This is a genomic window from Pikeienuella piscinae, from assembly GCF_011044155.1.
Taxonomy (GTDB): Bacteria; Pseudomonadota; Alphaproteobacteria; order Rhodobacterales; family Rhodobacteraceae; genus Pikeienuella; species Pikeienuella piscinae.
Window position 1 is genome coordinate 4,054,144 of record NZ_CP049056.1, and the last position, 19,884, is coordinate 4,074,027.

The 19,884-nt window shown below is 66.3% G+C and carries 21 protein-coding genes; 7 read left to right on the forward strand and 14 right to left on the reverse strand.

From position 1 onward, the window contains the following. Positions 1–13 precede the first annotated feature (13 nt). The gene (locus tag G5B40_RS19290; protein WP_165102247.1) at positions 14–652 is read right to left on the reverse strand and encodes a VPLPA-CTERM sorting domain-containing protein; all 639 of its coding nucleotides are present in this window, start codon (positions 650–652) and stop codon (positions 14–16) included. A gap of 47 nt (positions 653–699) precedes the next feature. Here G5B40_RS19290 and G5B40_RS19295 point away from each other — a divergent pair, with 47 nt between their 5' ends. Together G5B40_RS19295 and G5B40_RS19300 are read left to right on the forward strand one after the other, a co-directional pair. Beyond that, on the forward strand, positions 700–1,026 hold the full coding sequence (locus tag G5B40_RS19295) for a hypothetical protein (RefSeq protein WP_165102250.1): 327 nt from the start codon (positions 700–702) through the stop codon (positions 1,024–1,026). Continuing rightward, positions 1,023–2,195, forward strand: a complete 1,173-nt coding sequence (locus G5B40_RS19300; protein WP_165102253.1) for an FAD-dependent monooxygenase — start codon at positions 1,023–1,025, stop codon at positions 2,193–2,195. Before G5B40_RS19295 ends, G5B40_RS19300 begins: the two co-directional genes overlap by 4 nt. Before the next feature lie 59 nt (positions 2,196–2,254). Here G5B40_RS19300 and G5B40_RS19305 read toward each other — a convergent pair whose 3' ends face one another. Beyond that, positions 2,255–2,680 (reverse strand): hypothetical protein, encoded by a 426-nt coding sequence (locus tag G5B40_RS19305; protein ID WP_165102256.1) that lies wholly within the window; start codon positions 2,678–2,680, stop codon positions 2,255–2,257. Positions 2,681–2,928: 248 nt separating this feature from the next. On the opposite strand from G5B40_RS19305, the gene G5B40_RS19310 reads away from it, so the two are divergent. Beyond that, on the forward strand, positions 2,929–3,513 hold the full coding sequence (locus tag G5B40_RS19310) for an isopropylmalate isomerase (protein WP_165102259.1): 585 nt from the start codon (positions 2,929–2,931) through the stop codon (positions 3,511–3,513). Positions 3,514–3,537: 24 nt separating this feature from the next. Here G5B40_RS19310 and G5B40_RS19315 read toward each other — a convergent pair whose 3' ends face one another. The 4 genes from G5B40_RS19315 to G5B40_RS19330 form a co-directional block, all read right to left on the reverse strand. Next, the gene (locus G5B40_RS19315; protein WP_165102262.1) at positions 3,538–3,981 is read right to left on the reverse strand and encodes a hypothetical protein; all 444 of its coding nucleotides are present in this window, start codon (positions 3,979–3,981) and stop codon (positions 3,538–3,540) included. 250 nt (positions 3,982–4,231) lie between these two features. Then, positions 4,232–4,798: a hypothetical protein gene (locus tag G5B40_RS19320; RefSeq protein WP_165102265.1), complete on the reverse strand. Its 567-nt coding sequence runs from the start codon at positions 4,796–4,798 to the stop codon at positions 4,232–4,234. A 104-nt stretch (positions 4,799–4,902) separates the two neighbouring features. Beyond that, positions 4,903–5,808 carry a sugar kinase gene (locus G5B40_RS19325; protein ID WP_165102268.1) on the reverse strand — a complete coding sequence of 302 codons (906 nt, stop codon included), beginning with the start codon at positions 5,806–5,808 and terminating at the stop codon, positions 4,903–4,905. Then, a complete protein-coding gene (locus G5B40_RS19330; RefSeq protein WP_165102271.1) occupies positions 5,808–6,581 on the reverse strand; it encodes an SDR family oxidoreductase in 774 nt (257 codons plus the stop codon). The genes G5B40_RS19325 and G5B40_RS19330 overlap by 1 nt, the downstream gene beginning before the upstream one ends. A 116-nt stretch (positions 6,582–6,697) precedes the next feature. Between G5B40_RS19330 and G5B40_RS19335 the strand changes: the two genes are divergently transcribed. Together G5B40_RS19335 and G5B40_RS19340 are read left to right on the forward strand one after the other, a co-directional pair. Then, positions 6,698–7,729 carry an L-idonate 5-dehydrogenase gene (locus tag G5B40_RS19335; RefSeq protein ID WP_165102274.1) on the forward strand — a complete coding sequence of 344 codons (1,032 nt, stop codon included), beginning with the start codon at positions 6,698–6,700 and terminating at the stop codon, positions 7,727–7,729. Between the two features lie 62 nt (positions 7,730–7,791). Further along, positions 7,792–8,889, forward strand: a complete 1,098-nt coding sequence (locus G5B40_RS19340; RefSeq protein ID WP_165102276.1) for a hypothetical protein — start codon at positions 7,792–7,794, stop codon at positions 8,887–8,889. A gap of 54 nt (positions 8,890–8,943) precedes the next feature. Here G5B40_RS19340 and G5B40_RS19345 read toward each other — a convergent pair whose 3' ends face one another. The 7 genes from G5B40_RS19345 to G5B40_RS19375 form a co-directional block, all read right to left on the reverse strand. Then, on the reverse strand, positions 8,944–9,930 hold the full coding sequence (locus G5B40_RS19345) for an ABC transporter substrate-binding protein (protein ID WP_165102279.1): 987 nt from the start codon (positions 9,928–9,930) through the stop codon (positions 8,944–8,946). 32 nt (positions 9,931–9,962) lie between these two features. Then, on the reverse strand, positions 9,963–10,742 hold the full coding sequence (locus G5B40_RS19350) for an ABC transporter permease (protein WP_425500096.1): 780 nt from the start codon (positions 10,740–10,742) through the stop codon (positions 9,963–9,965). A 65-nt stretch (positions 10,743–10,807) separates the two neighbouring features. Continuing rightward, positions 10,808–11,665, reverse strand: coding sequence for an ABC transporter permease (locus tag G5B40_RS19355; RefSeq protein WP_165102285.1), 858 nt, complete (start codon positions 11,663–11,665; stop codon positions 10,808–10,810). A 238-nt stretch (positions 11,666–11,903) separates the two neighbouring features. Next, positions 11,904–12,680: an ABC transporter ATP-binding protein gene (locus G5B40_RS19360; RefSeq protein WP_165102288.1), complete on the reverse strand. Its 777-nt coding sequence runs from the start codon at positions 12,678–12,680 to the stop codon at positions 11,904–11,906. Next, positions 12,677–13,378, reverse strand: coding sequence for an SDR family oxidoreductase (locus G5B40_RS19365; RefSeq protein WP_165103863.1), 702 nt, complete (start codon positions 13,376–13,378; stop codon positions 12,677–12,679). The genes G5B40_RS19360 and G5B40_RS19365 overlap by 4 nt, the downstream gene beginning before the upstream one ends. Before the next feature lie 2 nt (positions 13,379–13,380). Further along, positions 13,381–14,835, reverse strand: a complete 1,455-nt coding sequence (gene hydA / locus G5B40_RS19370; protein WP_165102291.1) for a dihydropyrimidinase — start codon at positions 14,833–14,835, stop codon at positions 13,381–13,383. Between the two features lie 420 nt (positions 14,836–15,255). After that, on the reverse strand, positions 15,256–16,506 hold the full coding sequence (locus tag G5B40_RS19375; protein WP_165102294.1) for a Zn-dependent hydrolase: 1,251 nt from the start codon (positions 16,504–16,506) through the stop codon (positions 15,256–15,258). 88 nt (positions 16,507–16,594) lie between these two features. Between G5B40_RS19375 and G5B40_RS19380 the strand changes: the two genes are divergently transcribed. After that, positions 16,595–17,209, forward strand: a complete 615-nt coding sequence (locus G5B40_RS19380) for a TetR family transcriptional regulator C-terminal domain-containing protein (protein ID WP_246209650.1) — start codon at positions 16,595–16,597, stop codon at positions 17,207–17,209. Here G5B40_RS19380 and G5B40_RS19385 read toward each other — a convergent pair. Further along, the gene (locus G5B40_RS19385; protein ID WP_165102300.1) at positions 17,206–18,084 is read right to left on the reverse strand and encodes a DMT family transporter; all 879 of its coding nucleotides are present in this window, start codon (positions 18,082–18,084) and stop codon (positions 17,206–17,208) included. The two genes, G5B40_RS19380 and G5B40_RS19385, sit on opposite strands and share 4 nt — an antisense overlap. Before the next feature lie 107 nt (positions 18,085–18,191). Between G5B40_RS19385 and G5B40_RS19390 the strand changes: the two genes are divergently transcribed. Then, positions 18,192–19,820 (forward strand): B12-binding domain-containing radical SAM protein, encoded by a 1,629-nt coding sequence (locus G5B40_RS19390; protein WP_165102303.1) that lies wholly within the window; start codon positions 18,192–18,194, stop codon positions 19,818–19,820. Positions 19,821–19,884: the final 64 nt, after the last annotated feature.

Here is a 19,884-nt window from a genome sequence, read left to right on the forward strand (position 1 = left end):
GACGCGTCGCCGCTCAGGCCGCGGCGCGACGGCGCCGGCGCGCCGCGAAACCCAGACCGCCGAGGCCGCTGACCAGCAGCAGCGCCGACGCCGGAAGCGGCACCGACGCCACCGATTCGCTCACCAGAGATACGGTTGCCTCGACGCTCGCGCCACGATGCTCGCCCCCGGCGAGGCCGAGGAAACCGAAATTGAAGGTCTCGTCGCTGAGCGCGACCGTGAAGAGCCCGCCGTTGCCGAAGCTGAGTTCAAGTGGCGCGTCCCAGGTGACTTCGCCGTTCTGGAAGAGGCCGCCGATGATGCGGTTGCCCAACGTCTCACCGCCAAGCGTTCCGCTGGCGACCGGATCGGTGAAGGTGAACTCGACGAAAATGCTCTGAGAGACGTCGTCCTCACCCGCGTTGACGCTCGACTCGTCGGTCCAGATATCGAAGAGAAGGAAACTGGCGCTGGAGCCCGCTTCCAACGAGAACGGCGCGATCGGTCCGCCGCCGTTCGGCGCAGTGCTGACGACCAGCCCCGGTTCGTCGAAAGCGTCGCCGTCCACAGAGAAAGAGCCGTTGAATGTCGTGGCGCTCAGCGCAACCGACGGAGCGGCCAGCAAGAGCGCGGTCGCACCTGCGGCGACCATGGTCTTCAAACTACGCGTCATGTTTTATTCCCCAACCGCCGGCGTCGATGACATACGGAGACGCCAGCATGACAAGTTACACGCCGAGGCGCGCATCGCCCCCGCAACTTTTAATAGAATGGCGCCGGATTGATGTCCATATGGCTGTGAACGCAAATGCCGCCGGCTCGCCGGCTTCGGCCGATGTTCTTGGCGAGGCCTTTAACGCGAGCGTGCGCGGGCCGGTTTCAGCGGCGTGGGCGATGCCTCTGGAATCATTTGTCGCCTGCGGTGGTCCGCGCCTGCGGGTGGTGGTTTCGTCCGGAGCGTCCTGGCTCCTGATGCGGCTTCTTGCCTTGGGCTGGCGGGTGATGAAACCTCGACTCCGGTGCGGCGATGCGGTGACGACGCCATGAGCTACGGACGGAAACTGCGCGCGGTGGTTGCGGGGGGCGGGGTCGGCGGGCTCGCCGCCGGTCTGGCGCTGGCGCGCGCCGGATGGGAGGTGCGGGTCTTCGAGCGCGCCTCCGCGATCGGCGAAATCGGCGCCGGGCTGCAACTTGGGCCGAACGGCTGGCGCGCGCTCGACGCGCTCGGCGTCGCGGAGAGAGTCGAGGTGGAGGCTTTCGAGCCGGAGGCGATCGAGATGCGCCGCGGGGCGAGCGGCCGGGTCATGGCCAGGGTGCCCCTCGGCGCCGCCGCCCGCCGCCGCTGGGGCGGGCCCTATCTGCAGGTTCACCGCGCCGATCTCATCGCTGCGCTTCACGATGCGCTGGAAGCGGCGGCGCCCGGCGCCGTGATCCCCGGGGCGGCGGCGGTTGGTTACGAGAACGCCGGCGCCGGCGCCGCGCTCCACCTTGTCGACGGACGGGAGGAGGAGGCCGACCTGGTTGTCGGCGCCGACGGGCTCCGCTCCGCTCTCCGGAGCGCGATGCTGGGGCCGGAGGCGCCGCGCTTCACGGGTCATGTCGCCTGGCGCGCGACGGTTCCCGCCGCCCGGCTCGAGACGGTCCCGGCCGCAGCCGCGACGGTTTGGGCCGGGCGCGGCCGGCACGCCGTCACCTATCCGCTGCGCGGCGGCGCGCTGGTCAATTTTGTCGGACTGGTTCAGGAGGACTGGCGCCGGGAAAGCTGGACCGAGCCGGGCGACCCCGCCGCGCTCAGAGCGGCGTATGCTGGCTGGGCGCCCGAATTGGCCGCGATCATCGACGCCATCGACGCGCCCTGGCGCTGGGCGCTTTTCGACCGGGCGCCGCTACCCCGCTGGTCGGACGGGCGCGTCGTCCTGCTCGGCGACGCCTGCCACCCGATGCTCCCCTCGCTGGCGCAGGGCGCGGCGCAGGCGCTGGAGGACGCGGCGGCGCTGGCGGGCCGCCTCGGCGCGCGACCGGACGATATTCCCGCCGCGCTTCGCGCCCACTTCAAGGAGAGGATCGCCCGGGTGAGCCGGGTGCAGCGCGAGGCGCGGGCGAATCTTGTCCGCTTTCATCGTGACGATCCGGTCACGAGGTTCGGCGCGCGGCTTGTCCACCGCCTTGCGCCGAGCTGGTTCCAGAGCCGTCTGGACTGGCTTTACGCCGGCTGACGACGGGCGCGAGACCGCCGCCGGTGGCCGCCGGCGCGCGGGTCGCCACCCCTGCGCGTTTACGCCTTCACGGTCGCGAGCCGCTCGGTAAGCTTGAGGCTGAATTGCGCGTCGCCGAGTTCGACAGCGCTGGTCGCAAAGACGCCGATCGAGCGGCCGACCGAGCCGTTCGGGTGGGCCGCGCTCGCCGGCTCGGCCTTCCGGACCCAGAGTGGCGCCCCTTCGAGAAGGAGGTTCCGCCATTCCTCATGCTCGGGTTTCCGCCACCAGGCTCCGTCTTCGGATTCGCCCGCCTCGGCCAGGAAATCGACGGCAGCGCCGCCCCATGTCCATAGGCCGTCGTTGAAGTCCCGCATCACCGGGACGATCTCACAACCGAGGACATCGGCTGAACGCTGGTCGTTGCTTTTGGCGAGCCAGGCGCCGCGCTTCTGCGTCAGCCCGACGGTCGGCGTAATCTTTGGGGCGACCGGTTTCTTTTTCATGTTCAGACGAACCTCGCTTGTCGGATTGCGTGGCGGATCGCCGCAGGATCCGCGGCGGCGCCGATATGCACTAAGTAACATCTCGCCGGCGCTTTCGCCAATTTGGCGCGCGTTCGGCTTCGCCACGTCCTTGCGGGCTGGCCGCGCCGCCGCCGCCGGCATAAGTATCGCCGATCGGTCTCAGGCCCGGCGTTGGTTTGGAGGAGCGTCTTTTGTCACAAGGGTTGGGCGTGTTCTGGAGCTGCGCCATGCAGCGTTGGAGTCCGGGGATCGGCGACCCGACGCTGATCGGCTGGTTTACCGTGGCGGCGTATTTCGTCGCCGCCGCGCTGGCGATCCGCACGACCATGATGCTCCGCGCGGGCGGCGGCGCGCGGGACCGCGCGGAGTTCACGTTCTGGGTGGGAACCTGCATCGCACTGATCCTTCTCGGGTTCAACAAGCAGCTGGATCTTCAGTCTCTTCTCACCGCGCTCGGGCGCTGCGTCGCGCAGATCGACGGTTGGTATCAGCAGCGTCGCGCGATGCAGGCGGGGTTCATCATCGCGATTGTCGGCACCGCGGAGTTAGTGTTCTTCGGTTTCGCGTACGCCATGCGCCGGACGATCGGACGCAACGGAATCGCGCTGCTGGGCATGGGGATCATCGCGACATTTGTCATGGTGCGCGCGGTTGGCCTTCATCATGTCGATTCACTGCTCGGCCTGACGCTGAACGGGTGGCGTCTGAACTGGATCCTGGAACTGGGCGGAATCGGCGTCGTCACTATCGGAGCGATCGCGCGCATGTCTTTCGAACGCGACTCCGGCGAAAGGCGCGCAAGCGCGGGGTGACGCGGTGCGCGGCCGATCTTTCTGTCAGATCAGGTCGTTGACGACCAGCCAGAAGATCAGTGCGGCGACGATTCCGAGCGACCAGAAACCGCCGGAGACCACTTCGATAGCGCGGTTGATGGTGAATGGCCCGGTCTGCTTCGCGTTGCGCTGAAGTCCGAGCGCGGGTTCGGTCAGCATCGCGCGTTCGACTCGCTCGACATGCGCCAGCGCGACCTTGATGACGAAATAGAAGGTCAGGCAGCGCAGACCCGCCAATGAAAGGATCAGGAGGGGCAGTGCGCTGATGAAGATGCGCGCCCGCTCGATCTCCGGCGTGATTCCGGATACGGAGAACGCCGCGAGCGCCGCCGCGCCGGCGAGGGCGAAGCGCTCGGTCGCGGTGACGATCTCGACATATTTGATGATGAGGGCGCGCAGCTCCCCGCATTCGGCGAGGGCGAACTGCTTGTCGAACTCGGCCGTCATCGCGCAACGCCCTCTTCGCGGCGCCGTTGAACGGGATGCTGCGCCATGCGCGCGAAACCTGCTGTTTTCGGGCCGGCTTCAGGGGGCGTATCGCTTGCTGCGTCGGCGGCGGACATGAGAGCCTCGCGCCTCCATCTTCCGGTGGAAACTAGTTCTTCGAGCAAAGCATACGCTTTCAGCGTCCGGGGCGCAGAAAAAATCCCCGGGCGTATTCGGCGGGAACGCCTCTTGGGGAGGGTGGCCCGCCCGCTCACCCGGCCCCCCACGCGCCGAGGGGAATCGGGCCGCGGAGGATCGCGCAGGTCATGGCGCTGGCCACGATCACGGTGATGGCGGCGATGATGACCCAGATCGAGCGCATTACCCTGGAGAACCGCGCCGAAGCCTCGCGCGATTGCAAGACCCTCAGTAGGCGCCCGATCTCACCCCGGGCGGCGCCGCTCTCACGTGGGCGATCCGTCTTGAGCTCCGGGTCGCGAAGGCGGATCAGCGAGTTTTCCCAGCCGCGAAGCGCCGGGTCGCCGTAGCGCTCCTCGATCATCGCGAGATAGGCGCCGGCCTGCTTGACCCCGATCGAGGCGCTGTAGTTGAGGCCGAGTCCGGCGAGCGCCACGAAGACGGGCAGCCACCAGGCGAAAACCGCGAGAACGCTCAGTTCCGGTGCGATGGTTTCGGTGAGCAGGAACGCCCAGATCGCGACGATAGCGGCGACGCCATACTGGAAGGTGTGCGCGCGCACGGATTGCTGCGCCAGAATCTCGGCGCGGAGCGCCTGATATTCCGCCAGATGCAGCTTGAACGCGTTATCGCCGCTCATCGGATCCGTCCCTGCGCAGGCGCCCGCCCGGCGCCCCGGGGTGAAGTCGCTTCGCGCTCGGCGCGGCGGATCATGCGCGGCCTTCCTTTCTCACGCGGCGGGCGTCAGAGCGCCGCCAGAACCGCCTCACGGCGGGGAATCGGCGCGGTGGCGCCGTAGCCGGAAACCGTGCCGGCGGCGACGATGGCGGCGCGGCGCGCGGCCTCGAACGGGTCTCCGGTCTCCAGCCGCCAGGCGTGAAAGGCGCCGGAGAAGCTGTCGCCTGCCCCGGTGCTGTCGACCGGCGATGCGGGCGCGGGCGGGATCGTGCGGCGTTCGCCCTCCGCCATGATCCGGCAGCCGCGCTCGCCCATGGTGACGATCACCGCGCCCGGCCCGGCGCCGGCCCAGAGATCGGCGATCCCGTCCGCGTCCGACATGCCGAACAACGCCTCGCTGTCGTCGATCGAGGTGACGAGGACATCGGCGCCGCGTGCGGCCCCGAGCAGCGTCTCGCGCGCCTCCTCCTCGCCCCAGAGGGCGAGACGCAGATTGGTGTCGAGCGAGACCGCGCCGCCCGCTTCGCGCGCCGTCTTCATCGCCGCCAGTCCCGCGGCGCGAAGGGTCGGAGAAACGGCGAGCGTGATCCCGGAGAGATGCAGGACCCGGGCCGCGCCGATGGCCGCATGGTCGAGATCGCCCGGCCCGTATCGCGAGGCGGCGGACCCCTTGCGCACATAGGTGAAGCGCCGCGCGGCGGGGTCCGGTTCGACGAAGTTCAGCCCGGTCGGCGCATCCGGATCACGTCGCACCGTCGCTGAGTCCACGCCCTCTTCGGCCCAGTGCGCGACCACGCCGTCGCCGAAGAGATCGGCGCCGAGCGCGCCGAGATAGCCGACGCTGGCGCCCTGGCGCGCCGCGGCGATGGCGGCGTTGGAAGTGTCGCCGCCATAACCCATCCGCCAGCGCCCGTCCGGTTCGCGCACGAACTCGACCAGCGGCTCGCCGAGGCAGAGGATGTCGGCGGCCATCAGAGCGACGCCGTCACGCCGCCGTCGACGAAGAGCGTCACCCCGTTCACGAAGCTCGCGGCGGGCGACGAGAGAAAGACGCAGGCGCCGATCAGTTCCTCGACCTTGCCCCAGCGGCCCTGCGGCGTGCGTTTCGCCAGCCAGGCGGTGAATTCGGGGTCGGCGACCAGTGCGGCGTTGAGCGGGGTCTCGAAATAGCCCGGCGCCAGGGCGTTGACGTTGAGGCCATGCTTCGCCCAGTCCGTCGCCATGCCCTTGGTCAGGTTCGCCACCGCGCCCTTCGATGCGGTGTAGGGGGCGATGCCGGGCCGGGCGAGGGCGGTCTGCACCGAGGCGATGTTGACGATCCAGCCCTCGCCGCGCGGGATCATCCGGCGCGCGCAGGCCTGCCCGACATTGAAGACCGAGGAGACATTGGCGCGCATCAGCCGCTCGAAATCCTCCGGCGCGAACTCCTCCAGCGGACCCCTGTGCTGCATGCCGGCGTTGTTGACGAGGATGTCGATCGGTTTCTCGACCGTTTCGTAATCCTCGACGGCGGCGCGGGCGGCGGCGTGATCCGTCGCGTCGAATGGCAGAAGATCGACCGTGGCCCCCGCCGCGCGAAGTTTTTCGGCCGCGCGCGCCAGCTTGGTCTCGTCGCGCCCGTTCAGGACGATCCGCGCCCCGGCGCCGGCCAGCCCGCCGGCCAGCGCGTAGCCGATCCCCTGAGACGAGCCGGTGACGAGCGCGGTGCGGCCCTTCAGTGAAAAGAGCGTGTCGATTCCGGTCATTTGCGCGTTCCCTTTCGTGTGCCGCGCATCATCGCCGCCGCGCCGCCGCGCCGCAAGTGAGGCTGGCGCGGCGGCGCGCTTTCCGACATGCTCACGGGGGAAAGAATGGAGGCTCCATGCGCGCAATCGTCATCCACGCCCCGAAGGACCTTCGTATCGAGGAACGCGAGACCGGCGCGCCGGGGCAGGGTGAGGTCAGGGTCCGGCTCGCTGTCGGCGGGGTCTGCGGCTCCGACCTTCACTATTACAATCACGGCGGCTTCGGCGCGGTCAGGATCAGGGAGCCGATGATTCTCGGCCATGAGGTTTCGGGCCATGTCGAGGCGCTCGGCCCCGGCGTGACCGGGTTGAGCGAAGGGGATCTCGTCGCCATCTCGCCGTCGCGCCCCTGCGGGCGTTGCCGCTACTGCGCCGAGGGGCTTCGCAATCATTGCCTCGACATGCGCTTTTACGGTTCGGCGATGCCCTTCCCGCATATCCAGGGCGCATTTCGCGAGCACCTGGTCGCGGGCGCCTCGCAATGCGTGAAGGCGGAGGGGCTCAGCCCCGGCGTCGCGGCGATGGCGGAGCCGCTTTCGGTCTGCCTCCACGCGGTCAGGCGCGCCGGCGAGATGATCGGCAAACGGGTGCTGATAACCGGCTGCGGGCCGATCGGCGCGCTCGCTATCCTCGCCGCGCGCCGCGCCGGCGCGGCGGAGATCGTGGTGACGGATCTCGCGGCGGAGGCGCTGGCGCATGGGCGCCGCGCCGGCGCTGACCGCGTGGCGGATATCGGCGCAGAGCCGGAGGCGCTGGCGCCCTACGGGGCCGACAAGGGTTGGTTCGACGTCCATTTCGAATGCTCCGGCGCGCCATCGGCGCTCGCCGCCGGCGTCGCTGCGCTGCGCCCACGCGGGGTGCTGGTGCAGGTCGGGATGGGCGGCGACATGAATGTCCCTATGCAGGCGATCACCGCCAAGGAGATCGACCTGCGCGGCGCGTTTCGCTTTCACGAGGAGTTCGCCTTCGCCGTTGGCCTGATGCGGGACGGGTTGATCGACCCGGCGCCGCTGATCACTCACACCATGAAGCTGGACGACGCGGAAGCCGCATTCACCACCGCGAACGACCGGCGCCGCGCAATGAAGACGCAGATCGCCTTCACCTGAAATCCTTGCCGTCGCGGCGATTCTCGGCGACCGTCTTCTCCCGGGAGTAGAGGGAGCGCGCGATGGAGATTCTCGAAGGGGCCGCCGCCTTCGCCGTGGTGATGATCGTGCTGTCGACCATCGTCACCGGCATAGCGGAGGCGTTCCTGCGGCTGCTGGCGGTGCGGCAGATCGTACTCGCCGACGCGATCGAGCGACTGATCGTCGACGAGATTGTCCCGTCGGTGAAGACGGAGCTGGCCGGGGTGCTCGACGCGGATGGCGACGGGCGGCTCTCCACTGCGGATGTAGACATGCTGAAGGACAAGCTTTCGCTCAGCCCGCTGACGGCGAAGGCGGCGAAGATCCCCTTCGCTTCGATGCGGTTCGGGCACGAGAAGATCACCACCTATTCGCTGCTTCAGCGCCTTGCGAAAAGCGAGTTGGGCGACGCGCTGGCGAAATACGGCCGCAGCGAGTTGCGCGAAAAGCTCACCGACATCGCCCGCACCTATGAACGTTATGCGGCCGCGGCGGCGGAGCGCTTTCGTTACAAGGCGCATCGCTACACCGCCATCGCGGCGGTTCTTTTCGCCTTTGGCGCGAATGTCGACGCCGGGCGGGTCTTCGTCTACCTGATGGACGATCCCGGCGCGCGCCAGACGCTGTTCGCACGCGCCGAGGCGGCGAAGGTGGAGAACGACGCCGCCGTCGCGCGTCTGAAGGCGGCGCAGACCGGGGTCGAGGAGGCGACGCTCGACGAGGTCTCGGAGTCGATCGAAGGGCTCTCGGATTCGCTCGTCGCCTTTCGCACAGACGTGCGCCTGCCGATCGGGCCGAGCTACTATCCCTATTGCGGCTCCGGGCTCGCCGAACTAACGATCTTCGGCTGGAAGCTGGATGGCGTCTTCGCCGCGACCGGCTGCGCCGGCAATGTCGACCGGAGCTATTTCGGCTGGGCGGCCTATACGCTGCTCGCCGGCGTGCTGATCGGGCTTGGCGGCCCGTTCTGGTATCGCGTCTACGCTTCCTTGTCCCGCGTCATCAGCGTCGCCCGCTCGGTCGGCGTCGGTGGCGAGACGATAGACGAGAAATCCGCGGACCAGCCCGCCAGCCACAAGGCGCTGACGCAGGAGGATATCGTCACGACCTTCCAGGTCGCACGGGCGGGAAGGACCTGAATCGAAAAGGCCCGCGCCGCTCCCGGCGCGGGCCCTTCTTCACGTGAGAGACGCTCAGAGCGCCTTGTCGGTGATCGCGTGTGTCCAGGCGCCTTCCGGCTCCTTGGTGATGACCGGGTCCGAGCCGGCCGAGAGCAGCGTCTCCACCGTCCGCTCGTAATCGGCGGGGTCGAGCTCGCCGTTCGATCCGGCGGTCAGCTTGGCGACTTCGCCCATCATCCGCTTCTGATGCTTTTCGGTCTGGGCGCCGGTCATGTCGTTCTCGAGCACGATTTCAGCGGCCTCGTCGGTGTTCGCCTCGGCCCATTTCCAACCCTTCATCGAGGCCCGGACGAACCGCGCCATCTTGTCCTGAAAAGCAGGGTCCTCGAGGTTCTCCTCCAGCACGTAGAGCCCGTCCTCCAGCGTCGAGATGCCCTCCTTCTCATAGCTGAAGATCACGAGATCATCAGGCGAGAGGCCAGCGTCGAGAATCTGCCAGTATTCATTATAGGTCATCGCGGTGATGCAGTCCGCCTGCTTCTGGAGCAGCGGATCGACATTGAATCCGATCTTCTGGATCACAACGCCGTCGTCCCCACCCTCTGTCGAGAAGCCGAGCTTCGACATCCAGCTGAGGAGCGGATACTCGTTGCCGTAGAACCAGGTGCCGAGGGTCTTTCCCTTGAAGTCCTCGGGCGTGGTGATGCCGGTCTCCTTCCGGCAGACGAGGTTGAGGCCCGACGATTTGAAGGGCTGCGCGATGTTCACAACCGGCACGCCCTTTTCCCGCGCAGCGAGGGCCGAGGGCATCCAGTCGACCATGACGTCGGCGCCGCCCCCGGCGAGCACCTGCACCGGGGCCACGTCCGGGCCGCCCGGCTTGATCTCGACGTCGAGCCCCTCTTCCTCATAGAAGCCCTTGTCCTTCGCCACGTAATAGCCGCCGAACTGGGCCTGCGTGACCCATTTCAGCTGTAGCGTCACCTTGTCGGCGGCCTCCGCCGCCACGCCGCCGAGCGCGAACGCCCCGATTGCGGCGCCGATCATAAGTTTCTTCATCGTCCTCTCCTGTTGCTTGAAAGCGCGTCCGATTAACCCCGTTGCGACGGATGCCAGAACGTGACGGCGCGCTCCATGAGCGCCACCATGCCATAGAAAACCGAGCCGGCAAGCGCCGCGACCGCGATCTCCGCCCAGACCATGTCGACATTCATCCGCCCGACCTCGGTCGAGATCCGGAACCCCATGCCGACAATGGGCGTGCCGAAGAACTCCGCCACGATCGCGCCGATCAGCGAAAGCGTGGTGCAGATCTTCAGCCCGTTGAAGATGAACGGCGCCGCGGCCGGCAGGCGCAGCTTCACCAGCGTCTGGCCGTAGGTCGCCGCATAGGTCCGCATCAGGTCGCGCTGCATGTGATCCGCGGCGCGAAGCCCCTCGACGGTGTTCACCAGCATCGGAAAGAAACACATGACGACGACGACCGCCGCTTTCGACTGCCAGTCGAAGCCGAACCACATCACCATGATCGGCGCGACGCCGATGACCGGCAGCGCCGCGACGAGATTGCCCACGGGCAGCAGCCCGCGCTGCAGGAAGGATGAGCGGTCGACCGCCAGCGCCGTCAGGAACGCCGCGCCGCAACCGATGGCGTAGCCCGCCATCACGCCCTTGAAGGTCTGGAGAAAATCGACCCAGAGGATTGGCAGCGAGCCGGCGATGCGCGCCGCGATGACTGAGGGCGGCGGCAGCAGAACGGGCGAAATCTCCAGCGCCGCGACGCCGATCTCCCAGAGCGCCAGCAGCGTCACCCCAAAGAGCGCCGGAACAGCGTAGCGCACCCATGGCCAGGCCCGTTCGCGCCCGGTCATGAACACGTTCAGCGCCCACGAAGCCGCCCAGATCACCAAAGCGAGAACCGGAAGCGCCGCGCCGCTCATGTCGGGCGCCCGCGCATCGCCAGCCGTTGCGCCGCGCCGATCAACGGGATCAACCCTCCGGCCAGCACGGCGGACGCGATCAGCGCCGCCCAGATCATCATCGTCTGCCCGTAATAGGAGCCGTTCAACAGCCGCGAGCCGAGCCCGCCATCCTGGCTCAGCGTCATCTCCGCGACGATGGCCCCGACCAGCGAGGCGGCGACGCCGACCTTCATCGACGTGAAGAGATAGGGAAGCGAAGCCGGAAGCCGCAGCTTCAGGAAGGTCTGCGCACCGTTGGCGCTGTAGGTGCGCATGAGATCGAGTTGCAGCGCGTCCGGGCTGCGCAACCCCTTCACCATGCCGACGACCACGGGAAAGAAGCTCAGATACATCGAGATCATCGCCTTCGCCACCAGGCCGCCGACATCGGCGGCGTTGAGAACGACAATCATCATCGGCGCGATGGCGAGGATCGGCACCATCTGGCTGGCGATGACCCAGGGCATGACGCTGATGTCCATGGTCCGGCTGGCGACGATGCCGATGGCGAGAATCACCCCCAGCGCCGTGCCGAATGCGAAGCCGAGGAGCGTCGCGGAAAGCGTGATCCAGCCATGCCAGACGAGGGAGCGCTTGGAGGTGACGGGTTTCGCAGCGACCGTGTCCCAAAGCTCGACCGCAACCTGATGCGGCGCCGGAAGCACCGGCCGCTCCTGCGCCATGGTTTTCGGAATGATCTCCGCAAGGGTGATCTCTACCCCGGCGCGCTCGGCCTGATCGCGCTCCCATTGCGCGTTCATCCAGACCGCGCCGAGATACCAGATGACGATGATCGCGGCGATGACGGTTGCGACGGGGAGGGCGCGGGACATCACGCGAGCGCCCAAGTTCCTCGCGATACGTTGGCTACCTTGCCTTCGTCACGAAGCAGTTGCATGGCCCACCGCATATCGTAGTGCCAAGTGTAGAAGAGGTCACCCTGACTCCTTAGATCCATCTCGCGGCGGGTCCAAATCGCCTTGGCGCACTCTACCCAGGTCATTCCGTCGTTCTTCGTCGCTAGGGCTTCGAGGGTAGCGCTTTTTTGAAGCTCCCGGTTAGTCATCGCCTTCAATCCTCATAACTGTGCCCCGCTCGCAGCCCTTCCCTCACCCGATGCGCCACTTCCAGGAATTCCGGCGACTCGCGGATATCGAGCGGGCGCTGCTTCGGCAGCGGGCTGTCAATCACGTCGATGATCCGGCCGGGGCGGGGGCTCATCACCACGATTTTCGTTGAAAGGTAAACCGCCTCCGGGATGGAATGCGTGACGAAGCAGATGGTCTTTTCGGTCCGCGCCCAGAGCGCCAGCAGTTGCTCGTTCAGATGGTCGCGCACGATCTCGTCGAGCGCGCCGAAAGGTTCGTCCATCAGGAGGAGATCGGCGTCGAAGGCCAGCGCCCGCGCGATGGAGGCGCGCTGCTGCATCCCCCCCGAAAGCTGCCAGGGAAAGCGCTTCTCGAACCCCTCAAGCTCGACCAGTTCCAGCACCCGCGCCACGCGCTCGGCCTGCTCTGCCTTCGGGATGCCGATGATCTCCAGCGGCAGGCGGATATTGCCGCCGATTGTCCGCCAGGGATAAAGCCCCGCCGCCTGAAACACATAGCCATAGGCGCGCGCCCGGCGCGCCGCCTCCGGCGAGACGCCGTTCACCGTGATCGCGCCGCCGGTCGCGCGCTCCAGATCGGCGATCACCCGCAGAAACGTAGTCTTGCCACAGCCCGAAGGCCCGATGAAGGAGACGAAATCGCCCTTCTCGACCTCCAGCGACACGTTGGAAAGCGCATGGACCGGGCCGTCATCCGTTTCGAATGTCAGGCTGAGCGCGGAGGCGGAGACGACGCTCATACCGACCTTGTGATCCCGCCGTCGACCCTCAGGTTCTGCCCGGTGATATAGGCCGCGCCGTCGGAAGCCAGAAACGCCACCGTCGCCGCGATCTCCCCGTAAGAGGAGCCGTAGCGGCCCATCGGGACGCGGTCCCGAAACTCCGCCTTCTCCGGCAGGCTGTCGATGAAGCCGGGCAGGACATTGTTCATCCGCACATTGTCCGGCGCATACTTGTCCGCGAACAGTTTCGTGTAGGCGGCGAGGCCGGCGCGAAACACGCCCGAGGTCGGGAAGACCGGGTCCGGCTCGAACGCGGCGAAGGTCGATATGTTGACGATGGCGCCGGATTTCTGCGCCACCATCACCGGCGTGACGAGACGGACCGCGCGCGCGACGTTCAGGAAATAGACGTCGAGCCCGCGATGCCAGTCCTCGTCGGTCAACTCCAGCACCGGCGCGCGCGGGCCGTGCCCGGCGGAGTTCACCAAGGCGTCGATCCGGCCCCAGCGCGCCATCGCCGCGTCGACGAACGCGGCGATATCCTCGTTCGACTGGTTGGAGCCGGTCCAACCGAGGCCGCCCAGCTCCTCCGCCAGCGCGGCGCCCTTGCCGGATGACGACATCACGCCGATCTCGAACCCGTCGGCGCGAAGCCGGCGGGCGGAATCGGCGCCCATCCCGCTGCCGCCGCCGATGACGAGCGCCACCCTGGCCATGCTCACACCCCGCTCGCCGGTATGCCCGTCCGCTCAACCTTCCGCGGCGCGGTCAGTTCCTTCCATTTCGAGAGCGCCTTGCTCACCGCCTGGAAGGGTTCGCGCGCGACGAACTCACCGCGCCCTTCCTGCATGTTCAGATCGCCGTCGTTGATCGCGACATGGCCGCGGGTCAGCGTGTAGCGCGGCAGGCCCTTCACATGCTTGCCTTCGAAGACGTTGTAGTCGATGGCGGATTGCTGGCTCTTGGCGCTGATCGTCTTTTCCCTTTCGGGGTCCCAGACCACCAGGTCGGCGTCCGCCCCGACCAGCACCGCGCCCTTTCGCGGGTAGCAGTTGAGGATCTTGGCGCTGTTGGTGGAGGTCACGGCGACAAACTCGTTCATCGTCAGACGGCCTGTGGCGACGCCATGGGTCCAGAGCATCGGCATCCGGTCCTCCAGCCCGCCGGTGCCGTTCGGGATCTTGGTGAAGTCGCCGACGCCGTAGCGCTTCTGCTCGGTGGTGAAGGCGCAGTGATCCGTCGCGACGACCTGGAGCGAGCCAGCCTGCAGCCCGGCCCAGAGGCTGTCCTGGTGCTTCTTGTTGCGGAACGGCGGCGACATCACGCGGCGCGCGGCGTGGTCCCAGTCCTTGTTGAAATACTCGCTCTCGTCCAGCGTCAGATGCTGGATCAGCGGCTCGCCAAAGACGCGTTTCCCGTTCTGGCGCGCGCGGCGGATCGCCTCGTGACTTTCCTCGCAACTGGTGTGGACGACATAGAGCGGCACCCCGGCCATGTCGGCGATCATGATCGCCCGGTTGGTCGCTTCCCCCTCCACCTGCGTCGGGCGAGAATAGGCGTGGCCCTCCGGCCCGTCATTGCCTTCGGCGAGCAGGCGCGCGGAAAGGTCCGCGACCACGTCGCCGTTTTCGGCATGGACGAGCGGCATTCCGCCGATCTCGGCGCAGCGCTGGAAGGAGGCGAACATCTCGTCGTCGTTCACCATCAGCGCGCCTTTATAGGCCATGAAGTGCTTGAAGGTGTTGATGCCTTTTTCCACCACTTTCGGCATCTCGTCGAAAACCCGCTTGCCCCACCAGGTGATCGCCATGTGATAGGAATAGTCGCAATTCGCGCGGCCGGACTTGTTCGACCACATCTCGATAGCGTCAAGGAGCGGCTGGTCGGGCGCGGGCAGGGCGAAATCCACCACCATCGTCGTCCCGCCCGCGAGCGCGGCGCGGGTGCCGCTCTCGAAATCGTCGCTGGAATAGGTGCCCATGAAGGGCATCTCCAGATGCGTATGCGGGTCGATCCCGCCCGGCATGACATAGCAGCCGGTGGCGTCGAGTTCCTTGCCGCCGGAAAGATCAGGTCCGATCTCGACGATCTTCCCACCCTCGACCTTCACGTCCGCCTTGTAAGTGAGGTCGGCGGTGACGATGGTTCCGTTCTTGATGGTAGTGGTGGTCATGGGATGGCCTCACTAGATATTTTCATTGCGTTGGTACAGTAGGGTCCAGTTCAGGCAGAAGATCAAAAATATCTGCCGCCACTTTCACCAACGGGCTGTCTGGTTCAGTCACGCAGTGACCTACGATTATTCTTTCCAACCCGTGCAGAGATGTTACGCCGTCCCCGTCGCTTTGAGTGTCTCTCAGCGGCTTCCCTTTTTCGGCCAGATACAAGTTGTAACCGGTCCACCAACCGTGCACCCACCCAACTAGGTAATGCATAGATGTGTTCTGCTCGTCCCACTGGACGATCTGTTCGCACTCCACCATCCCTAGTCCAGCGATCCCTTCGTTGGGGATGTGGAGGTTCTGTGCGTGTAAAGCCGATGGAAAAATTGCGGCTAACACGCACATCGTAGAGCCTCCTGAAACGGAGAAACTCAACCCACAACCTCCGCCGTCTCCACCACCGCATGCATCAGGACATTGGCCCCCGCCGCCGCCCAGTCCTTCGTGATCTCCTCGGCCTCGTTATGGCTCAACCCGTCGACGCAGGGGCACATCACCATTGCGGTCGGATAGACCCGGTTGATCCAGCAGGCGTCATGCCCGGCGCCGCTCACAATATTCTGGTGGGAATAGCCGAGGCGTTCGGCGGCGTTTCGCACCGCGCTGACGCAGCCTTCATCGAATGTCACCGGGTCGAAATGGCCAACTTCTTCGATCTCGATGCCGAGGCCGAGTTCTTCGGCGATCTTCGGCGCCTCCGCCTCCAGCCGCGCCTTCATGCCGTCCAGCTTCGCCTGATCGGGAGAGCGGAAGTCGATGGTGAAGACGGTTTTCTCCGGAATGACGTTCCGCGAATTCGGGTAGACGTCGCAATGGCCGACGGCGCCGACGGCGTCGGGCTGGTTCTCCATCGCGATGGTGTGCACGAGTTCCGTGATCCGCGCCATGCCGAGGCCGGCGTTCACCCGCATCGACATCGGCGTCGAGCCTGTATGCGCGGCGCGCCCGGTCAGCGTCACCTGCAGCCACCAGAGCCCCTGACCGTGGGTGACGACGCCGATCTCCTTGCCCTCGGCCTCCAGTATCGGGCCCTGTTCGATATGAAGCTCGAAAAACGCCCGCATCTTGCGGTCGCCGACCTTCTCCTCGCCCTTCCAGCCGATCCGCTCCAGCTCAGCGCCGAAGGTCTTTCCGTCGGCATCCTCGCGCGCATAGGCCCAGTCCCGGTCGAGCGCGCCGGCGAAGACGCCGGAGGCGAGCATGGCGGGGGCGAAGCGGGTGCCTTCCTCGTTGGTCCAGTTCGTCACCACGATCGGGTGGCGGGTCTTCACGTTGAGGTCGTTGAGGGTGCGGATCAGCTCCAGCCCGCCGAGCACGCCGAGAATCCCGTCGTATTTCCCGCCGGTCGGCTGGGTGTCGAGATGCGAGCCGACATAGACCGGCGGCAGGTCCGGCTCTTCGCCTTCGCGCCGGGCGAACATATCGCCCATCTCGTCGACGCCCATGGTCAGCCCGGCTTTTTCACACCAGGACTGGAAGAGCTTCCGGCCCTCGCCATCCTCGTCGGTGAGCGTCTGGCGGTTATTGCCGCCCGCCACGCCCGGGCCGATCTTCGCCATCTCCATCAGGCTGTCCCAGAGACGCTCGGCGTCGATCTTCATGTTCTCACCCGGTGCGACCATGGCGCTCCCCCTTCTTCTTGACCATCTGGTAAAAACGACGCTAGCAAGATGAATGACGGGGTCAAGTCCCGGCTGCCGGAGACGCTGTTTGCCCAACCCCAGACGGACCCGCATCCAGACAGAGAACCGCCTGCGGATCGTCGCCGCAGCCATCGATATCTTCGCTCAGGACGGCTTCCGCGGCGCAACCGTGGACGCGATCGCCGAGCGCGCCGGCATGTCGAAACCCAATCTGCTCTATTACTTCCCTTCCAAGGAGGCGATCTATCGCGAGGTGCTGGAGCGGCTGCTCGACGACTGGCTCGCGCCGCTGCGCGCGCTTGACGAGACCGGCGATCCGGCGGCGGAGATCGCAGCCTATCTCGATCGCAAGATCGAGATGGCGCGGGATTTTCCAGCCGAAAGCCGGCTCTTCGCGAACGAGATGCTGCGAGGCGCGCCAAATCTGAGCGACGTTCTCGCGGGAGAGTTGAAGGCGCTGGTGGACGAGAAGGCCGAGGTGATCCGGGCCTGGATCCGGCAGGGTCGCATCCGCCCGATCGACCCCTATCACCTGATCTTCGCCATCTGGGCGACGACGCAGCACTACGCCGATTTCGACCCGCAGGTCCGCGCGGTGCTGGGCGACGATGGCGAGGGGCGGTTCCATGACGGCGCGGCGTTCCTCAGGACGCTCTTTCTCGACGGGCTGCGGCCGCGCTAATCCTTCAGCAGCAGGAGGAGCGCGCCGATCGTCGCCACGACCCCGAGCCAGACCGGCGCGGCGACCCAGACGCCGGCGAAAAGCCCCTCCCAGAGAATGACGAAGCTCGGCACCAGATAGCCGTAGGCCATGACCTTCGCGGAAGGTAGCCGGAGCGTCGCGAAGAGGACGAGAAAGAGCGTCACCGCCGTCGCCGCCAGCGCAAGGTAGAAAAGCGCGATCCAGACCACCGGCGGCAGCGTCGTCCAGTTTGTCTCCGCCAGCGCCCGCGCGCCATAGAGGCCGGTGACGAGAAAGCCGCCGATCAGTCCGCCGAAAGTGTAGACGAGCACCGGCTCCCCCCGGTGCAGCATCCGTCCGAGCGGGGCGTAGAGCGCGTGGAACGAGCAGCCGATCACGAAGATCGCCTCGCCCCTGCCAAGCTCAAGCCCCAGGATCGCCTCGATATCGCCCCGGAAGATCACCCAGATCGCGCCCGTCCCGGCGAGCGCCAGGGAGACCGCCATGCGCCCCGTCGTCACTTGTCGCATCAGGAGCCAGGCGAACCCGGCGGTCATGATCGGCGTCAACGTGAAGATCGCGCCGGTGGAGATCGGGTCGGTCAGCTTCAGCGCCTCGAACATGAGGACGAAATAGCCCCCGAGCAGCCCGCCGAGCAGCGGATAGCGCCAGGTCGCGCGGAAATGCTTCAGCCGCATCCGGGGCGCCGCGATCGCGCCGATCGCGATTGCGGCGATCAGGAAGCGCGCGGCCGAGAGCGCGGCCGGGTCGATATGCGGCGCGGCGCGGGCGCCGAGAGAGAACGAGACGGAAACGAGCGCCGCGAAAAGCAGCATCGCGGCATGGCCGGGTAGGGACGCGGGCGTAGCGTTCATCGGCGCGAGAGTTGGCGCCCGGGCGACGAAAGGTCAACGTCTCCGAATTTCATCGCGCCGGGCCGCCGAAACCGGTAGGGTGCCCCTATCCGACCGGAGGTCATTCAATGTCGCGCGCCGCGCCGAACGTGCTTTTCATCCATCCGAAGTTCTCGAACACGTCCTTCTGGAATTATGTCGAGACCTGCGAGCTCGTCGGCGCGAAATACCCCGCGCCGCCCCTCGGGCTGATCACCGTCGCGGCGATGTTGCCTGAGAGCTGGCGGGTGCGTCTTGTCGACCGCAATGTCGCCGAACTGACCGACGAGGAGATCGACGCCGCCGATCTCGTCATGTTCGGCGGTATGATCACCCAGCAGATGGACCTGCTGGCGACAGCCGCGCGAGCGAAGGCGCGCGGAAAGATCACCGTCGTCGGCGGGCCGGACGTCTCCTCCTCGCCGGAGATATACGCCGATCTCGACTTCCGCATCATCGGAGAGGCGGAGGGCGCGATCGACGCGTTCATCGACGCATGGGAAACCGGCGCCTCGGAAGGCGAATTTCGCGCGCCGCTTCATTCGATCGATGTCACCAAGACACCGAATCCGCGCTTCGATCTGCTGAATTTCTCCAATTACGTTCAGCTCAATGTCCAGTTTTCCCGCGGCTGCCCGTTTCTGTGCGAATTCTGCGACATCATCGAGCTTTTCGGCCGCAAGCCCCGCACCAAGGACACCGCGCAGATCCTCGCAGAGCTCGACCGCATCTACGCGCTCGGCTATCGCGGTCATGTCGATTTCGTCGACGACAACCTGATCGGCAACAAGAAGGCGGTGAAACTCTTCCTGCCGCACCTCGTCGATTGGCAGAAACGCCACGGCTACCCGTTCGAGTTCTCCACCGAGGCTTCGCTGAACCTCGCCGATGACGACGAATTTCTCGGCATGATGCGCGACGCCGGATTCTTCGCCTGTTTCGTCGGCATCGAAAGCCCGGACCCGGACGTGCTGGTCGCGATGCAGAAGAAGCAGAACACCAAGCGCGACATCGCGTCGTGCATCCACAAGATCAACACCTACGGCATCTTCATCGTCGCCGGTTTCATCGTCGGTTTCGACAACGAGAGCGAACTGGCCTCCGAAGGCATGATCGAGTTGATCGAGGAGGCGTCGATTCCGGTCTCCATGGTCGGGCTCCTCGTCGCGCTTCCCAACACCCAACTCCAGCGGCGGCTGGAGAAGGAACAGCGCCTGCACGACCTTTTCGGCGTGATCGAGGATGAGCAGGACGGCGACCAGTGCGTCTCCGGCCTGAATTTCGAGACATTGAGGCCCCGCGCCGATATCCTCGAGCAATATCTTAAGGTGGTGAAGCGGATTTACGAACCTGCGAACTACTTCGCGCGGGTGCGCAAGACGGTCGAGCTGCTCGATTGTTCCGGCGTCGTCGGCGATCTCCGCCGCTCGACCATCCGTCATGACGTCAAGCAGTTCATTCAGTTCCTCTGGAACATCACCGTCAAACGCCCCGACATGCGAGGCCATGTGTGGCGCCTCCTCGCCCATGTCCTGCGCAAGAACCCCCGCGCGATCAAGCACGCGCTCTACACTGCGGGTCTTTACGCCCATCTCGGCCCGTTCGCGCAATATGTGCAGCGCGAGATGGCAAGTCAGATCGCGGCGGTGAAAGCCGACCCGAACGCCCCGCGGCATCGGACTTTCAGAGGGAAACTGGAAGGGGTCGCGGCGGAATAGCCGCCGGCCCGCGCCACGCCGACCCCGGCCCTGAGCCGGGCTCGCCGCCGGTTTCGCGCCGCAT